Consider the following 14,908-nt stretch of genomic DNA (forward strand, 5'->3'; position numbering starts at 1 on the left):
GCCGGGCGTCGAATTTTCGGGTCACGCGCACTTTCCGCATGACCCGGCAGGGGCCGCGGCCTACTGTCCGGTCATGGACATTCCTCACGATTACATCCGCCTGCACGACGTTCCTGAAGGCTGCCTCCTGTCGCCGGAAAGATGGGGTGCGCGGGGCGCGCGTCTGGCCCGGCTGGCCGGACTTGGCCTGCCGGTGCCGCGCGGTCTGTTGCTGACCACCGATCTGACCCGACAGATCGCGCAGGACGGTGCGCGCACGCATTTCGATGGCGTGTTGCGCGATACCTTCCAGACCCTGGGGGATGAGGTTCTGCTCAGCCTGCGCGCCTCACCCCCGCGCCCCGAATGGGGCGGGCCGGAGGCGCTGCTCAACATCGGGATCACCGACGCGCGGCTGCCCGCACTGATGACCCGCGTGGGCAAGCCCGGCGCGCTGGAGTTGTATTTCCGCCTGATCGAGGGCTACGCCACGATGGTGGAGGGGGTGGACCCCGAGGATTTCGAGAATCTGATGGCCGATCAGGTGAAATACTGGTCCGTCGCCTCCGAGGGGGACCTGCCCGAGGACGCGCGCGTCACCCTCGTCGATCAGGCCAAGGCGCTGTATCTGGACGAGGTGATGCAACCGTTCCCGCAGGATCCGGTGGAGCAGTTATGTGCCGCCGTGGATGCAATGGCGCGCGGCTGGAACGGCGTCAGCGCCCGCATCCTGCGCGAAAGCCATGGCGCGCCGCCCGAGGCCGGGCTGGGCCTGATCGTGCAGCGGATGGCGTTCGGCATCGGGCAGGGTGTGTGCGGCGCAGGTGTCGTGCATCTGGTGGATGAGCGGACCGGCACGCCCGCGCTCTCGGGCCGGTTCCTGACCCAGGCGCAGGGCTATGACGCACTGATGGGGATGCGCACGCCGCACCTCATCACGCGTGAGGCGCGTGAGTCAGCCCGCCAATCTGCCCCTTCTCTGGAGGAGATTGCCCCCGACGCCCTGACCGATCTGCGAACGCATGGCAGCACCGTCGCCGCCGGTCTGGGCGACATTCACGGGTTCGAGTTTACGCTGGAGGACGGCAAGCTGTGGTTGCTCGATGCCGTGTTGACCCCTCGCTCCGCCCGCGCGGCCGTGCGCATCGCGACCGATCTGGCCCGCAACGGCGCAATATCGCGTGATGATGCGCTGTTGCGGATTGAACCGCGCACCTTGATCGAACATCTGCACCCGCAGATCGACCCGCGCGCGCCGCGCGATGTCTTCGGCTCCGGCCTTCCCGCCAGCCCGGGTGCCGCGACGGGCCGCATCGTTTTCTCACCCGAGGCGGCGATGCAAGCCGAGGCTCAAGGCGACAATGCCGTTCTGGTGCGCATGGAAACCAGCCCCGAGGATATTCGCGGCATGCACTCCGCCTGCGCGGTTCTGACAGTGCGTGGCGGCATGACCAGCCATGCGGCGGTGATCGCGCGGGGGCTGGGCCTGCCTTGTGTGGTCGGCGCCGGGGATCTGCGCCTCGACATCCGCAACCGCCAGATCATCAGTCAGGACGGGCGCAGCTTCACCGAAGGCTCCCTCATCACGATCGACGGCACGCGTGGCGAAGTGCTGGCCGGCGCGCCCGAGATGATTCAGCCGGAACTGGACGGTGCGTTCGCCACCTTGATGAGCTGGGCCGATCAGGCGCGCGAAATGGGGGTCAGGGCCAATGCCGACACCCCGCAGGACGCCCGCGTCGCCCGCGGGTTCGAGGTGGACGGAATTGGCCTGTGCCGCACGGAGCACATGTTTTTCCAGGAGGATCGCATCACCTCGATGCGTGAAATGATCCTGGCCGATTCTTCCGAGGATCGCCGCCGCGCGCTGGCCGCACTCCTACCGATGCAACGGGGCGATTTTGTCGATCTGTTCGACATCATGCGCGGTTTGCCCGTCTGTATTCGCCTGCTCGACCCGCCCTTGCATGAGTTCCTGCCGCACAGTCGTGAGGAGATGCACGATCTGGCGGAGGCGATGGATATTCCCGTTTCGCAGGTTGTCGAGCGGGCCAAGGCGCTGGGGGAGTTCAACCCGATGCTGGGCAAACGCGGCGTACGTCTGGGCGTTACCATGCCCGAGATCTACGAGATGCAGGCCCGCGCGATTTTTGAGGCCGCCGCCATCGTGAACACCCGCAATCTGGAACAGATCGTGCCCGAGATCATGATCCCCCTCGTATCCGCCAAGCGTGAGGTCGAGGTGGTCCGCAAGAATATCGAGGCTGTGGCAGCACAGGTCATGGCGGAGAGGGAGGTCACGTTGACCTATAAGCTCGGCATCATGGTCGAGACCCCGCGCGCCGCCCTGCGTGCCGGCGATCTGGCCACCGATTCGGCCTTCTTTTCCTTCGGTACGAACGATCTGACGCAAATGACCTATGGCCTCAGCCGGGACGACGCTGGACGTTTCATGCGTGATTACGTCAATCTGGGCGTCTTTGCGGAGGATCCGTTCCACTCCCTCGACATCGAGGGGGTGGGAGAATTGCTGTTAATTGCCGCAAAACGCGGTCGTAAGACGGATCCAGACCTTGTGCTTGGGCTGTGCGGGGAGCATGGTGGGGATCCGGGCTCGATTCACTTCTGCAAGCTTGCAGGCTTCGATTACGTGTCTTGTTCACCCTTCCGTGCGCCCATAGCACGGCTCGCTGCTGCACAGGCGACATTGCTGTCGCGGAAGTCCGGTCAGGCATGACTGGTGGCTATGTCTTGCGCGCAATGCTCAAGGGTAGACTTTTTTGGAAAAAACCGTAAAACAGCGGAAATTGTCCCGGCCCTATCCGTTATGGGCCTCAGCGCCTTCTAGGTAAAACCCGGATCGATCGCCCATGTTTGTACTACGGATTGTGAAATCTGCGCTTGCCGCAGCTATTGTTTCTTCTGCTTTCAGCGTGCCAGTGTTGGCGCAACAGCAGGTTGAGGATCAGATCAGTCGCCAGATTTCGCAGATGCTGACCCAGGAGCGGGCGGTGCTCAATGCCACCACGTCCGACCGTCTGCGTGAGCTGGGTGGCGCGGGGGATGCGCGAATCAGTGTGTCGCTGCCGACCGATGCCGCGATCGGCGCGGATGTGCGCAGTGAGCTTGCCCTTGAAATGCAGGACGACGCCAACGGCTTTGCCGAACGGAGTATAACGGTCATACAGCCGATGGATCTGTTAACCCTCGACGCCATGCCCGCTGCCACCGGTGACGCGGAGTGGGAGTGTCTGGCAAAGGCGCTCTATTTCGAAGCACGTGGGGAGACGATCGCCGGTCAGATCGCGGTGGCCGAGGTTATCCTCAACCGGGTCGATCATTCCCGCTATCCCAACTCCGTCTGCGGTGTCGTCTCGCAGGGGTCCAGCCGCATGAACGCCTGCCAGTTTTCCTTCATGTGCGATGGTCGCAACGAAGTGATGAGCGAGCGCGCCGCGTGGGAGCGTATGGCGAAGATCGCCCGCGTCATGCTGGACGGCCGCCCGCGAATGCTGACGGCTGGCGCAACACATTACCATGCCGTCTCCGTCAATCCCGGTTGGGCAAGCCGGTTGGAGCAGACTGTCTGGATCGACGATCACAAATTCTACCGTTTCCCGACCTAGGCGTCGCTGCGAAACTGGGTGTCGTGCAGGTGGCGATAAAGCCCGCCTGACGCCATCAGCGCGTCGTGATCGCCGCTTTCGACCAATGCACCTTCGTTCAGAACGTGAATGACATCCGCATCGCGGATCGTGCTGAGCCTGTGCGCGATGACGACCACCGTACGTCCATGCATCAACCGTTCGATCGCTTCCAGAACCTTGCGCTCGGACATGGTGTCCAAGGCGGCGGTCGGCTCATCCAGCAGTAGGATCGGCGCGTTCTTGAGCATGGCGCGCGCAATAGAGATCCGTTGTCTCTGCCCGCCGCTCAACCGACCACCCCCTTCACCGACGGGCGTTTCATAGCCGAGGTTTTGGCGCATGATGAAGTCGTGCGCGTTTGCGGCCCGTGCGGCCTCCTCAACCTCTGCGTCCGTTGCGTCCGGCCGGCCCATGCGGATGTTGTCCGCAATGGTGGTGTCGAACAGGAACGCGTCCTGACCCACCAGCGCCACATTCCGGCGCAGGCTGTCGGTCGTGACCGCGGAGACGTCCTGATCGTCGATGGCGATGCGCCCCGACTGCGCCTGGTGCAGGCGTGATATCAGGGACAGCACCGTCGACTTTCCGCCCCCCGACGGCCCGACCAACGCTGTTACCTTGCGGGCGGGTATGGTCAGGGACAGGTCGTGCAGCACAGCCTGCTCACCATAGGAAAACCGGGCGTTCTCGATGACGATTTCACCCTCACGCACTTTCAGATCAGCCCCGTCCATGCGTTCGCTGCTGTCTGGCGCGGTGTCGAGGATGTCGTAGACCATGCGCACACCGACAAGATGTTTCTGGTAATCCACGTTGAACTTGCCCAAGCGTTTCGCGGGTTCGTAGACCAGCATGAATGCGGTGATGAACGAAAACAGCGATCCCGCGTCCAATTCACCGGCGGCGATCTGCGTGCCGCCATATAGGATGATCGCCGCAAAGGCGAACCCGCCCAACATGTCCATGATTGGAGAGGTCGCATTGCTGAGCCGGGCGATCTTGTTGTTCAGTTTGCGCACCCGCTCAACCACCTGTTCCATGTCATTGGCAAGCCGCTGTTCGATGCGGAACGACTTGATGACACGCGCGCCCAGCACGACCTCCTTCACCAGTCCGATCAAACGACCGACGGATGCGAATTCGGTGCGCGCGACGGTGGTCATCCGACGCATCACGGTAACGATTACGAAGATGGCGGGTGGTGCCACGAACAACGCGATGAACGCCATGATCGGGTCCTGATAGAACATTATTCCGACCAGACCCGCCATGGTCAGCAGATCGCGCCCGACCGATTGTACGAGAACCTGAATGGCCTGCCTGACGGCGGTCACGCCTGTCTGGAACCGCACAACCAGATCACCGATATCCTGCGCGTCCACCCAGCTTAACGACTGGGCCTGCGTTCGCTCGAACATCCGCAATTGCATGTCGGCCACGATACGGTTGCCGATACGGGCCAGCACGATTGCGGCGGCGTAGGTGGTCACACCGCGCAGGATGAAAATCACGATGACACTGATCGCCACGGTCCAGACCAAGGCCGGCTGCGGGTCGATGAAGACGTTGTTGATCACGTCCTCCATCACATAGGCAACCAACGCCGTCATGGCGGAGGAAACAGCCAGCAACACGAAGCCCACCATATAGCCGACCCAGTGTTGCCGGGCGTTTTCCCCCAGCAATCTGCGTGTCAGGGCCCAGGTCGGGACATCGTTCTCCATCGGGCGCTCTTTCCTGTGTGACATGGCACTTCAGATGGTCATGGGGTGGGGATTATCCAGTTATTCCCACTCGATGGTGCCCGGAGGTTTCGAGGTAATGTCATAGGTCACGCGATTGATGCCCGGAACCTCGTTGATGATCCGTGTCGCGGTCTCACCCAGAAAATCGTGGCTGAACGGATAGTAATCCGCGGTCATGCCATCGACACTGGTGACGGCGCGCAGGGCGCAGGCGAAATCATAGGTTCGCCCGTCGCCCATCACGCCCACCGTGCGCACGGGCAGGATCGCGACGAAGGCCTGCCAGATCTCATCGTACAGGTTATGTCTGCGGATCTGATCGATATAGACCGCGTCCGCCTCACGCAGGATGTCGAGTTTCTGGCGTGTGATCTCACCCGGGCAGCGAATGGCGAGGCCGGGGCCGGGGAAGGGGTGCCGACCGATGAAGGCATCGGGCAGGCCCAGTTCATGCCCCAGCGCACGAACCTCATCCTTGAACAGTTCGCGCAGAGGCTCGACCAGCTTGAGGCCCATCTTCTCAGGCAGACCGCCTACATTGTGGTGCGACTTGATGGTGACACTGGGGCCGCCGCTGAACGAGACGCTCTCGATCACGTCGGGGTAGAGGGTGCCCTGAGCCAGAAACTTCGCCCCGCCGACCTCCGCCGCGTGTTTCTGGAACACGTCGATGAACAGCTTGCCGATTATCTTGCGCTTGGTTTCCGGGTCGGACACGCCGTCCAGCTCACCCAGGAACAGGTCCTGCTCATCCGCGTGGATCAGGGGCATGTTGTAGTGGTCGCGGAACATCTTCACGACTTCTTCCGCCTCCCCTTTTCGCAGCAGGCCGTGATCCACGAACACGCAGGTCAGCTGATCGCCGATCGCTTCGTGGATCAGCACGGCCGCGACGGAACTGTCCACGCCGCCGGACAGGCCGCAGATGACCTTTGCATCACCGACCTGTTCACGGATCAGGCGGATCGCCTCATCCTTGTAGGCGTCCATCGTCCAGTCGCCGGTGAAGCCTGCCAGCTTGACGAAGTTCTCGTACAGCGTCTTTCCGTTCGGGGTGTGGTGCACCTCGGGGTGGAACTGCACGGCGTAGAACTGACGCTCCAGATCGGCGGTCACGGCGAAAGGTGCGTTGGGTGACGTGCCGTAGACGGCAAATCCGGGCGCAAGCTCACTGACATGGTCGCCATGGCTCATCCAGACCTGCTCCCGCGTGTCCAGGAACCAGCCCGTCAGCAGGTCGATCCGTTGTTCCGCCGGGGTGACGTAGGCGCGACCGAACTCAGACGTGCCGTGCCCGCGCAGGACTTTCCCGCCCAGCTCCTGCATCATCACCTGTTGGCCGTAGCAAATGCCCAGGATGGGAACGCCCAGCGTGAACACGCTCCGGGGCGGGCGGGGCGAATTTTCGTCCATGACACTGGCCGGACCCCCTGACAGGATCACGGCCTTGGGGGCGAACTCCTGCAAGAACGCGTCGGTCACGTTCTGGAAGGGGTGGATTTCGCAAAAGACGTTCAGCTCTCTCAGGCGACGCGCGATCAGCTGCGTAACCTGTGATCCGAAGTCGATGATGAGAAGGCGGTCATGGGCGATGTCTGTCATGGGCATCCGATACGGTGCGGCGCGGATTCGGGCAAGGCCGCGATGCGCCCGCAGACGCTTTCCCAGCAGAATTCCCGTATGGTAAAGTCGGATCGGTTGCAGCGGAGCGCGTAGCGTTCATATTTTCGCAGTCCTGCGCACCACGGGTTACAGGGCGATCCTCGGACGCAATCCTGCAAACGTTCCGCCCGGTTCGCCGCTTACGCCGAACGGAGGGGGTTGAGGACTGCCGCCCAGCATCTTATCTTTCTGGTCAGGTATTTTGAGGAGTTCGCCCATGTTCGCCATACCCGGCAAGCAGGCCGTCACCATCACAGATCGCGCCGCGTCGCAGATCCGCAAGTTGATGCAGAAGGGGGAGACGAAGGGTCTCCGCGTCGGTGTCAAGAAGGGCGGCTGTGCAGGCATGGAATACACCATGAACTACGTGGATGAGGTCGACCCTCTGGATGAGGTGGTCGAGCAGGACGGCGCACGGGTCATGATTGCCCCGATGGCGCAGATGTTCCTGTTCGGGACCGAGATCGACTATACCACATCGCTGCTCGAATCCGGCTTTGCGTTCAACAATCCCAACGTGACGGAAGCCTGCGGCTGCGGTGAATCGATCAAGTTCGCCGATATGTGAGGCGCGCCACGCCCTCAGTCCAGGGTGCAATTCCGGATGCGCTGCGCTAAGTATGTCGCAACGCAATGAACCCAAGGACCGACCATGCCGCAAATTCGCCCTCTCGTCGCTGGAAACTGGAAGATGAACGGCCTGCGCGCCGCCTTGAGCGAGGTTGAGGCGCTCGCCTCGGCGCATTCTTCACCCGCCTGCGATGTCTTGTTGTGCCCGCCTGCAACGCTGATCGGTGCGATGGTCGATGCGGCGCAGGGCAGCCCGATCCAGGTCGGCGGGCAGGATTGCCACGCGGCGCAATCGGGTGCCCATACCGGCGATATCGCGGCGGAGATGATTGCGGATGCGGGCGGCACGGCAGTGATCGTCGGTCATTCCGAACGCCGCGCCGATCACGCCGAGGATGATGCGACGGTCAAGGCGAAGGCCGAGGCCGCATTGCGGGCCGGTCTGCTCGCCGTGGTCTGTGTCGGAGAAACGGAGGCGGACAGGGATGCGGGCCGAACGCTGGACGTCGTTCTGGGCCAGCTCGCCGGTTCGCTGCCCGACGGTGCATCGGCGGAGAATACCGTCATCGCGTATGAGCCGGTCTGGGCCATCGGTACGGGTCGCGTGCCTCAGATCTCGGACATCGCACAGGTTCACGATGCCCTGCGCGGCGCGCTCACCGATCGTTTGGACGATGGTGCTTCGGTTCGCCTGCTCTATGGCGGGTCGGTCAAGCCGTCCAATGCCGCGGAGATTTTCGCGGTCGAAAACGTCAATGGTGGTTTGGTCGGCGGCGCCTCGCTGAAGGCCGCCGATTTCGGTGGGATCATCGCCGCAACGGCGTGATCGCGATCAGGTGCGCTGCCCCATCAGGGCGCGCGCCTGACCGACCCAGTCGTCACGGACCGGGCGGTCGCGGAAGGCGGTGAGGTTTTCGCTCAACTCAGCGATATTCGCCTCGGTCATCTGTGCCAGCTGCGCGAAGGAGGTCAGACCCATCGCATTCAGTTCAGCTGCCATCTTGGGGCCGACACCTTTCAACGCGGTCAGATCGTCGGCTTCGGCGGCCTCGACAGCCTTGGCCTCTTCCTCGGCTTCCTCCAGATCCTCATCATGCAGGTCGCCCTCGGTCAGAACGACCGATCCGGCCATTGCCGGTGTCGATGCCATGTCGGGCATGACCTCACGAAACAGGGGGGAGAACCGCCATTCGAGACCGAACACCGGTGCGACAGGCGACATGCTCATCCAATAGTCGATTACCGTTTCACCCTTTTGCGGAACGAGCAGGGCGGGGAGCGTTTGCATCATCATGGCGATACCTTCTGGATATGCTGCACCGCAACAATACAGCACTTTCTGCTGCGGTGCAACTTTAGGATATCAGGCCATGTGCCGATTGGCCTGAACCAGGCCATAATGCCGTGCGAGACGTCCCAGCGCGATTTTCAGAACGACCTTTCCCGACCGTGCCGACCACCCCATTCGACGTTCGGCGGTTTCCAGCCCCTCCAGAAAACAGCAGCACCGCATGGTTATATCGGCGAGCCCCGGCCCGAGGGCGCTGAACGCCTCCGTCACGCGGTTCCGCGCATCCTGCGGACCGGCCAGGCGGTCACCGCCGCCGGACATTCCGCCATCGTGCACGGTCAGGAACCGGTCCCAGTTCTGCCCGACGCGCGGGCCCATTTGCGCCCGCTCGAATTCCTCGCGCAGGCGCTCACCGGCCTCAAGTTCCACGGGGTCCAGGAACGGCTTGCCGTCGCTGCCCTTGCGACGTGCCAGCAGGGCGAGGGGGCTTTCCGCCAGATTGACGCGCATTGTGCGCGTGCTGCCGTCTTCCTCCATCACCAGACGTTCACCGGAAACCTGATGAGGAGCCGCTTCCGCCCCCCTCTTGCGCGCGGCGTCGCCCTCCAGCAGTCGGGCCAGCGCCGTGCGACCCGGGGCGGTGATGGCATAGCGCATGATCTTTCCGCGACCGGTAGGGGCGATCCAGTCGCGCAGGCGAAAGGCCTCGACTACGGTAACGGGGCAGGTGGCGATACGAGTGGTGGTGGTGCCGGACTTGCGGAACACCACGGCCAGTTCCATGCCGCCACTGACGGCGAGGAAGGCACCGGTCTCGCTCAACCGGCGCAGGATACGACGGGCCTCCCGCTCGATCTGCGAATCCGAGAGAGGCGTGGCGAGTGCTTGCGTGGTCATGGTCATGATCTCCTCGAACGGAAGATCGCTCACATCGGTCCTGCCGGGCAGATTCGCTGTGGCACGGTCGAGACAACGGTCGAGGATCGGATCCTCTCGCAATTGTTCGATACGCCGCATGGCGCGGGAAAAGGAGGACGCATGGCGCCCGGTTTCGCGCGCCAACCTGCGCAGCGGCACCGACAGGCCGACATGCGCAAGATAGCCGAGATAGCTCGCGGACGGGCAACCGGTAAATCCGGCGCACGCCTTCGCATCGGCTGCGATGGCAAGAGGGGGAATGAGCAAGGGTCTAACCGTTCTGAAATTTAAAAAGTGATAAAAAGGCTTCTAAAAATGTCGGTAATCCATGGGTAACCGCCGAATCCTTCCAAAGTGTTAACGCGACCGCACAACCGCGCGCTGAACGATATTCAGGCGCAACACCCGTGTGAGGCGGACGATGATCCCGGTATTCAAACGCATATTCCGGAAGGTCATTTCATGAAGATCATCGCTCAACCCACCCTGCGCCGCCCCCGTTCCCTGATCGCCGCCGCCACGCAGGTCGCGGCCGCCCTCAAGGGGCAGGGGTCGGATATTACCTCCCTGACGCAGCGCGAGGGGCATCTGGATCAGTTGCGTCGCATGGGCGATGCCGCCTATTCGCCGCTCGCCCATGTGACCGCGCTGGCCCGATTGCTGGCCGCGCGTCGCTGTCTGCTTTGAGGGTCAGCCGAACGCGTCCGGTTCGCTCGCCTTGCGTCGATCGATATAGTCCTGCAAGCCCTCAGCGATGCTCTGCTCGATGGGGGGGGCGACATATTCGTCGAGCATGCGTTGCACCCGCACACTGGCCAAAGCTTGCGAATCCGGTCCTCCGCCATCGACCCACGTCTCATAGGGCCGATAGTCGAGCACGTCGGAGCGCCAGAACGCATCCTTGAAATTCGCCTGCGTGTGGGCACAGCCGAGGTAGTGCCCCCCCGGGCCGACCTCACGGATTGCATCCATCGCCTGACCGTTTTCGCTGACATCCACACCGGCGGCGATGGAATGCAGGATGCCGAGCTGATCGGCGTCCAGCACGAATTTCTCGAAGCTGGCGACCAGACCGCCCTCCAGCCAGCCGCAGGCGTGCAACATGAAGTTCACACCGCCCAAAAGGGAGGCATTCAGCGTATTGGCGGTCTCATAGCCCGCCTGCGCATCGGGCAGCTTCGATCCGCACAGCCCGCCGCCGGACCGGAACGGCAGGTTCAGCCGCCGTGCGAGTTGGCCTGCACCCCACAGGATCTTGGACGCCTCGGGCGTGCCGAAGGTCGGTGCGCCGGAATTCATGTCGATCGAGGTCACGAACGCACCGAAGATTACCGGCGCTCCGCGACGCACCAACTGGGAATACGCGATTCCCGCCAGCGCCTCCGCCAGCACTTGCGTCAAGGTGCCCGCAACCGACACAGGCGCCATCGCACCGCCCACGATGAAAGGGGAGATGATGCAGGCTTGCATATTCTCGGCATAGATCTCCAACGCGCCCATCATGGTGTTGTCGAAGGTAAGGGGGGAGTTGACGTTGATCAGGGACGTCATGTGAGGGGCCTCGGTCGCGGCGTGCCCGAACAGGATCTTGCACATCTCCACCGAGTCGGTGGCTCGGATCGGCTCCGTCACACTGCCCATGAAAGGTTTGTCCGACAGCGTCATATGCGCCTGCAACATATCCAGATGCCGCTTGTTCACTGCGATATCCGTCGGCTCGCAGACCGTACCGCCGGAATGGTGCAGCCATTTCGACATGTAGCCCAGCTTCACGAACTTGCGAAAATCGTCCATCGTCGCGTATCGCCGCCCGCCATCGGTATCGCGCACGAAAGGCGGGCCGTAGACCGGGGCGAGGACCAGTGATTTTCCGCCAATCACCACGTTGCGATCGGGATTGCGGGCATGCTGGGTGAATTGTGCGGGGGCAGTGGCGCACAGAGCACGGGCCAGCCCACGCGGAATGTGCACCCGCTCGCCCTGCACATCGGCCCCGGCCTCGCGCCAGCGGTCCAGGGCCGCCGGATTATCTACGAAGGCGACGCCGATCTCCTCCAGAATGGTCTCGGCGTTGTGCTCGATTATTTCGATGGCTTCGGGGGTGAGAATCTCGAAATTCGGTATGTTCCGTTCGATATATCTTGCGGCTTCGATACGGGGGGCTGTCCTCTCGGCTCGGCGCGCGGCACCACCGCCGCCCCGCCGTCCGGTTCGCCGTGCACCCTGAACGTCTGCCATATCCGTCATGTCTGCCCCCGAAGGTCCGATGCCGTTCTCTGAAGATATCTTAAAGGTTACCGCGACGGATCCGGCGAGGAATGCGGCTTTCCGCATGTCGGAAGCGACATGGACGCAACCACCTGACACGTTCATGCGTTGAGCGATGAACGACATCATTTTGAATCGGAGATTTCATGCGCCGCACCGCCCTGATGCTGACAGTCGCGTCCCTTGCCCTCGCCGGATGTTGGGAGGACGAGGACGAAGCCGCCGAAACCCAGACCACACAGTCCACCGAGGAACTGGCCGCGTCCGAAGGCCAGCAGGAAACGCAGGAACTCGACGGAGAATTGCCTATTGAGACCGTAACCGCTGAGGAAGAACTGCCGGATCCAGAGGCAGAGGCCTTGTCGCAAGCGCTGGCCGATGCGGATGAGGAGCGTGAGGCTTTGATCGCGCAACGTGTCGCCCTGGAAGACGAAATCGCGGCATTGAGGGCTGAATCCGCGTCGCGTGCCCGTGAATTACAGGCCAGCCGGACGGACGCAGACGCGCGTGAGGCTGCCATCCGCGCCGAGCTTGCGGCACAACGGGCCGAAAATGCCTTGGCCGAGCTTCGCACATCCGAAGCTGATGCCGATACAACAGCGCCCGCCAGCACGAACACAGCCGAAGACCTCGCACCAGAGCGGCTGAAACCATATCTGGGGGCGTGGGCACAGGATGCAGATGCGCAAACGCCCGACTGGGTGATCGGACCGGACTTCCTGATTTGGAGCGACGGCGCCTGCACCATTACGCCCACAGAAACCACAGCTCGTTTCGAGTTGAGCGATTGTCGTGGCGGCGCGGAAATCGATGTCGTTGATCTGCGGATCGCGGACGATGTTCTGACCGTGATTGTGAATGATCGGGATTACGTTCTGAACGAAGTGCAGATTCGATAGATTCGACGCATTTTGACGACACTGCATTCTCACGACAAAGGCCGCGCTAATTGCGCGGCCTTTCGCATTTCGATGGGTCTTCCGACACCGCAGAAGCAGGCTTACATGAAGCCGAGTTCCAGCCGTGCCTCATCCGACAGCATTTCCATGCCCCAGGGCGGCTCCCAGATCAGTTGGACATCGACCGTTTTTACCCCGGGCAGCGGGGCGACGGCGTCGGCGACCCAGCCCGGCATCTCACCCGCGACGGGACAGCCCGGCGCGGTCAGCGTCATCAGGATATCGACCGCTCCGTCCTCCGCGATCTCGATGGTGTAGACCAGACCCAGGTCGTAGATATTGACCGGAATTTCAGGGTCATGCACGGTTCGGCACGCCTCCACGATGGACTCGTAAAGCGGATGATCGGTGCTGGATGGTTTGATGAGGGGCGTACCCTCCATCGGTGCCTCGGCGTTCATGCGCGGCTCCTCAACTATATACCTGAGTGAATATATAGGAAACGTCGCCCCATCGTAAAGGTGCGCTTTTATCGCGACGTCGCAGCCTCCGGCGGGGATATTTGGGGAAAGTGAAATATTTGATGAGAGTGAACTGGCAGGGCAGTTGACGGCGCGCGGCGCGCACGGCATCCCCGCTACAGATCGGGAGAGTACCATGAGCCGTTTCAGCTTCACCATCGCCGCCACCGATGGCAAGGCCCGCACCGGGCAGATCGACACGCCGCGTGGAGAGATCCGCACCCCCGCCTTCATGCCCGTGGGCACGGCGGCAACGGTCAAGGCGATGCTGCCCGAAAATGTCCGCGCCACCGGTGCCGACATTCTGCTGGGCAACACCTATCACCTGATGCTGCGTCCGGGAGCCGAGCGCGTGGCCAATCTGGGCGGTTTGCACAAATTCATGAACTGGGACCGCCCGATCCTGACGGATTCCGGTGGCTTTCAGGTCATGTCGCTGGCCGATCTGCGCAAGATGAGCGAGGAGGGCGTGCGCTTCAAATCCCATATCGACGGGTCCGAGCATTTCCTCAGCCCCGAGCGGAGCATGGAGATACAAAAGCTCCTCGGCTCCGACATCGTGATGTGTTTCGATGAATGCCCGGCCTTGCCCGCGGATCGTCCTGCGATTGAAAAGAGCATGGAATTGTCGATGCGCTGGGCGCAGCGCAGCCGCGATGCCTTTGGCGATCGTCCCGGTCATGCCCTGTTCGGCATCCAGCAGGGCGGACTGGAGCAGGACCTGCGCGCCAGATCGGCGGAGGCACTGACCGCCATCGGCTTTGACGGCTATGCGGTGGGCGGCCTGGCCGTGGGGGAGGGACAGGACGCGATGTTCGGCTGTCTGGACTATGCGCCGGACCAGTTGCCGGCGGACAAGCCCCGCTATCTGATGGGTGTGGGCAAGCCGGACGACATCGTCGGCGCGGTCCAGCGTGGCATCGACATGTTCGACTGCGTGCTTCCTTCCCGCTCCGGTCGTACGGGGCAGGCGCAGACCCGCTTTGGTCAGGTCAACATTCGCAACGCCCGCCATGCCGACGATCCGCGCCCGCTGGACCCGGAATGCACGTGCCCTGCCTGTAGCAATTATTCGCGAGCCTATCTGCACCACGTCAACAAGGCACAGGAGATCATCGCCTCGATGCTGCTGACCTGGCACAACCTGCACTATTATCAGGAGCTGATGCAGGGTCTGCGCGACGCCATTTCGGCCGGAAATCTGGACGATTTCGTCGCGGCGTTTCATGCCAGGCGCGCGGATGGGGACATGGAGCGTCTGTAGGTCCCTTGTCGCCGCGATCCCCACAGCGCAACATGCCCCGATGACTCGCCGCGCCTCTTGAACGCACCGTGAACGAAGCACAGTTACATTTGCATGATGGAGGAGCCTGCGTTGCCGATGATCGGGACCGGGCCCCTTGCTAGA

At 62.6% G+C, this 14,908-nt stretch carries 13 protein-coding genes; 7 read left to right on the plus strand and 6 right to left on the minus strand.

The annotated features are described in order from the left end of the window. The first annotated feature begins 73 nt into the window (after window positions 1-73). Window positions 74-2,716: a pyruvate, phosphate dikinase gene (ppdK, locus tag H1S03_RS01460; RefSeq protein WP_185802831.1), complete on the plus strand. Its 2,643-nt coding sequence runs from the start codon at window positions 74-76 to the stop codon at window positions 2,714-2,716. Between the two features lie 202 nt (window positions 2,717-2,918). Then, the gene (locus H1S03_RS01465) at window positions 2,919-3,605 is read left to right on the plus strand and encodes a cell wall hydrolase (protein ID WP_347339194.1); all 687 of its coding nucleotides are present in this window, start codon (window positions 2,919-2,921) and stop codon (window positions 3,603-3,605) included. Here H1S03_RS01465 and H1S03_RS01470 read toward each other — a convergent pair. Further along, window positions 3,602-5,374, minus strand: a complete 1,773-nt coding sequence (locus tag H1S03_RS01470; RefSeq protein ID WP_185802832.1) for an ABC transporter ATP-binding protein — start codon at window positions 5,372-5,374, stop codon at window positions 3,602-3,604. The two genes, H1S03_RS01465 and H1S03_RS01470, sit on opposite strands and share 4 nt — an antisense overlap. Before the next feature lie 36 nt (window positions 5,375-5,410). After that, window positions 5,411-6,973, minus strand: coding sequence for a glutamine-hydrolyzing GMP synthase (gene guaA / locus H1S03_RS01475; RefSeq protein ID WP_185802833.1), 1,563 nt, complete (start codon window positions 6,971-6,973; stop codon window positions 5,411-5,413). A gap of 277 nt (window positions 6,974-7,250) precedes the next feature. Between guaA and H1S03_RS01480 the strand changes: the two genes are divergently transcribed. Further along, window positions 7,251-7,601, plus strand: coding sequence for a HesB/IscA family protein (locus tag H1S03_RS01480; protein ID WP_166190538.1), 351 nt, complete (start codon window positions 7,251-7,253; stop codon window positions 7,599-7,601). 93 nt (window positions 7,602-7,694) lie between these two features. Continuing rightward, window positions 7,695-8,429 (plus strand): triose-phosphate isomerase, encoded by a 735-nt coding sequence (tpiA, locus tag H1S03_RS01485; RefSeq protein WP_347339198.1) that lies wholly within the window; start codon window positions 7,695-7,697, stop codon window positions 8,427-8,429. A 6-nt stretch (window positions 8,430-8,435) separates the two neighbouring features. Here the strand turns inward: tpiA and H1S03_RS01490 are convergent, their stop codons facing one another. Both H1S03_RS01490 and H1S03_RS01495 read right to left on the minus strand, forming a co-directional pair. Further along, window positions 8,436-8,894 carry a hypothetical protein gene (locus H1S03_RS01490; RefSeq protein ID WP_221892553.1) on the minus strand — a complete coding sequence of 153 codons (459 nt, stop codon included), beginning with the start codon at window positions 8,892-8,894 and terminating at the stop codon, window positions 8,436-8,438. A gap of 72 nt (window positions 8,895-8,966) precedes the next feature. Beyond that, on the minus strand, window positions 8,967-10,079 hold the full coding sequence (locus H1S03_RS01495) for a DUF6456 domain-containing protein (protein ID WP_221892554.1): 1,113 nt from the start codon (window positions 10,077-10,079) through the stop codon (window positions 8,967-8,969). A 195-nt stretch (window positions 10,080-10,274) separates the two neighbouring features. On the opposite strand from H1S03_RS01495, the gene H1S03_RS01500 reads away from it, so the two are divergent. Beyond that, window positions 10,275-10,499 carry a DUF6477 family protein gene (locus H1S03_RS01500; RefSeq protein ID WP_166190544.1) on the plus strand — a complete coding sequence of 75 codons (225 nt, stop codon included), beginning with the start codon at window positions 10,275-10,277 and terminating at the stop codon, window positions 10,497-10,499. Window positions 10,500-10,502: 3 nt separating this feature from the next. On the opposite strand, the gene H1S03_RS01505 is transcribed toward H1S03_RS01500, so the two are convergent. Then, window positions 10,503-12,050 carry a trimethylamine methyltransferase family protein gene (locus H1S03_RS01505; RefSeq protein WP_185803062.1) on the minus strand — a complete coding sequence of 516 codons (1,548 nt, stop codon included), beginning with the start codon at window positions 12,048-12,050 and terminating at the stop codon, window positions 10,503-10,505. Window positions 12,051-12,226: 176 nt separating this feature from the next. Here H1S03_RS01505 and H1S03_RS01510 point away from each other — a divergent pair, with 176 nt between their 5' ends. Beyond that, window positions 12,227-12,979 (plus strand): hypothetical protein, encoded by a 753-nt coding sequence (locus H1S03_RS01510; RefSeq protein ID WP_185802836.1) that lies wholly within the window; start codon window positions 12,227-12,229, stop codon window positions 12,977-12,979. 101 nt (window positions 12,980-13,080) lie between these two features. On the opposite strand, the gene H1S03_RS01515 is transcribed toward H1S03_RS01510, so the two are convergent. After that, window positions 13,081-13,440 carry an SUF system Fe-S cluster assembly protein gene (locus tag H1S03_RS01515; RefSeq protein ID WP_166190550.1) on the minus strand — a complete coding sequence of 120 codons (360 nt, stop codon included), beginning with the start codon at window positions 13,438-13,440 and terminating at the stop codon, window positions 13,081-13,083. A gap of 196 nt (window positions 13,441-13,636) precedes the next feature. Here H1S03_RS01515 and tgt point away from each other — a divergent pair, with 196 nt between their 5' ends. After that, entirely contained in the window at window positions 13,637-14,764 is a 1,128-nt protein-coding gene (tgt, locus tag H1S03_RS01520; protein ID WP_185802837.1) for a tRNA guanosine(34) transglycosylase Tgt, read from the plus strand. The last annotated feature ends 144 nt before the right edge of the window (window positions 14,765-14,908 follow it).

Source organism: Pontivivens nitratireducens (genome assembly GCF_014235845.1).
Taxonomy (GTDB): domain Bacteria; phylum Pseudomonadota; class Alphaproteobacteria; order Rhodobacterales; family Rhodobacteraceae; genus Pontivivens; species Pontivivens nitratireducens.

What these genes read in the sequence shown, in the direction of transcription:
- ppdK (WP_185802831.1), top strand. Translation starts at nt 74, where the DNA reads ATGGACATTCCTCACGATTACATCCGCCTGCACGACGTTCCTGAAGGC.
- H1S03_RS01490 (WP_221892553.1), bottom strand. Translation starts at nt 8,894, where the DNA reads ATGATGCAAACGCTCCCCGCCCTGCTCGTTCCGCAAAAGGGTGAAACG.
- H1S03_RS01505 (WP_185803062.1), bottom strand. Translation starts at nt 12,050, where the DNA reads ATGGCAGACGTTCAGGGTGCACGGCGAACCGGACGGCGGGGCGGCGGT.
- H1S03_RS01515 (WP_166190550.1), bottom strand. Translation starts at nt 13,440, where the DNA reads ATGAACGCCGAGGCACCGATGGAGGGTACGCCCCTCATCAAACCATCC.
- guaA (WP_185802833.1), bottom strand. Translation starts at nt 6,973, where the DNA reads ATGACAGACATCGCCCATGACCGCCTTCTCATCATCGACTTCGGATCA.
- H1S03_RS01500 (WP_166190544.1), top strand. Translation starts at nt 10,275, where the DNA reads ATGAAGATCATCGCTCAACCCACCCTGCGCCGCCCCCGTTCCCTGATC.
- H1S03_RS01510 (WP_185802836.1), top strand. Translation starts at nt 12,227, where the DNA reads ATGCGCCGCACCGCCCTGATGCTGACAGTCGCGTCCCTTGCCCTCGCC.
- H1S03_RS01470 (WP_185802832.1), bottom strand. Translation starts at nt 5,374, where the DNA reads ATGTCACACAGGAAAGAGCGCCCGATGGAGAACGATGTCCCGACCTGG.
- H1S03_RS01480 (WP_166190538.1), top strand. Translation starts at nt 7,251, where the DNA reads ATGTTCGCCATACCCGGCAAGCAGGCCGTCACCATCACAGATCGCGCC.
- tgt (WP_185802837.1), top strand. Translation starts at nt 13,637, where the DNA reads ATGAGCCGTTTCAGCTTCACCATCGCCGCCACCGATGGCAAGGCCCGC.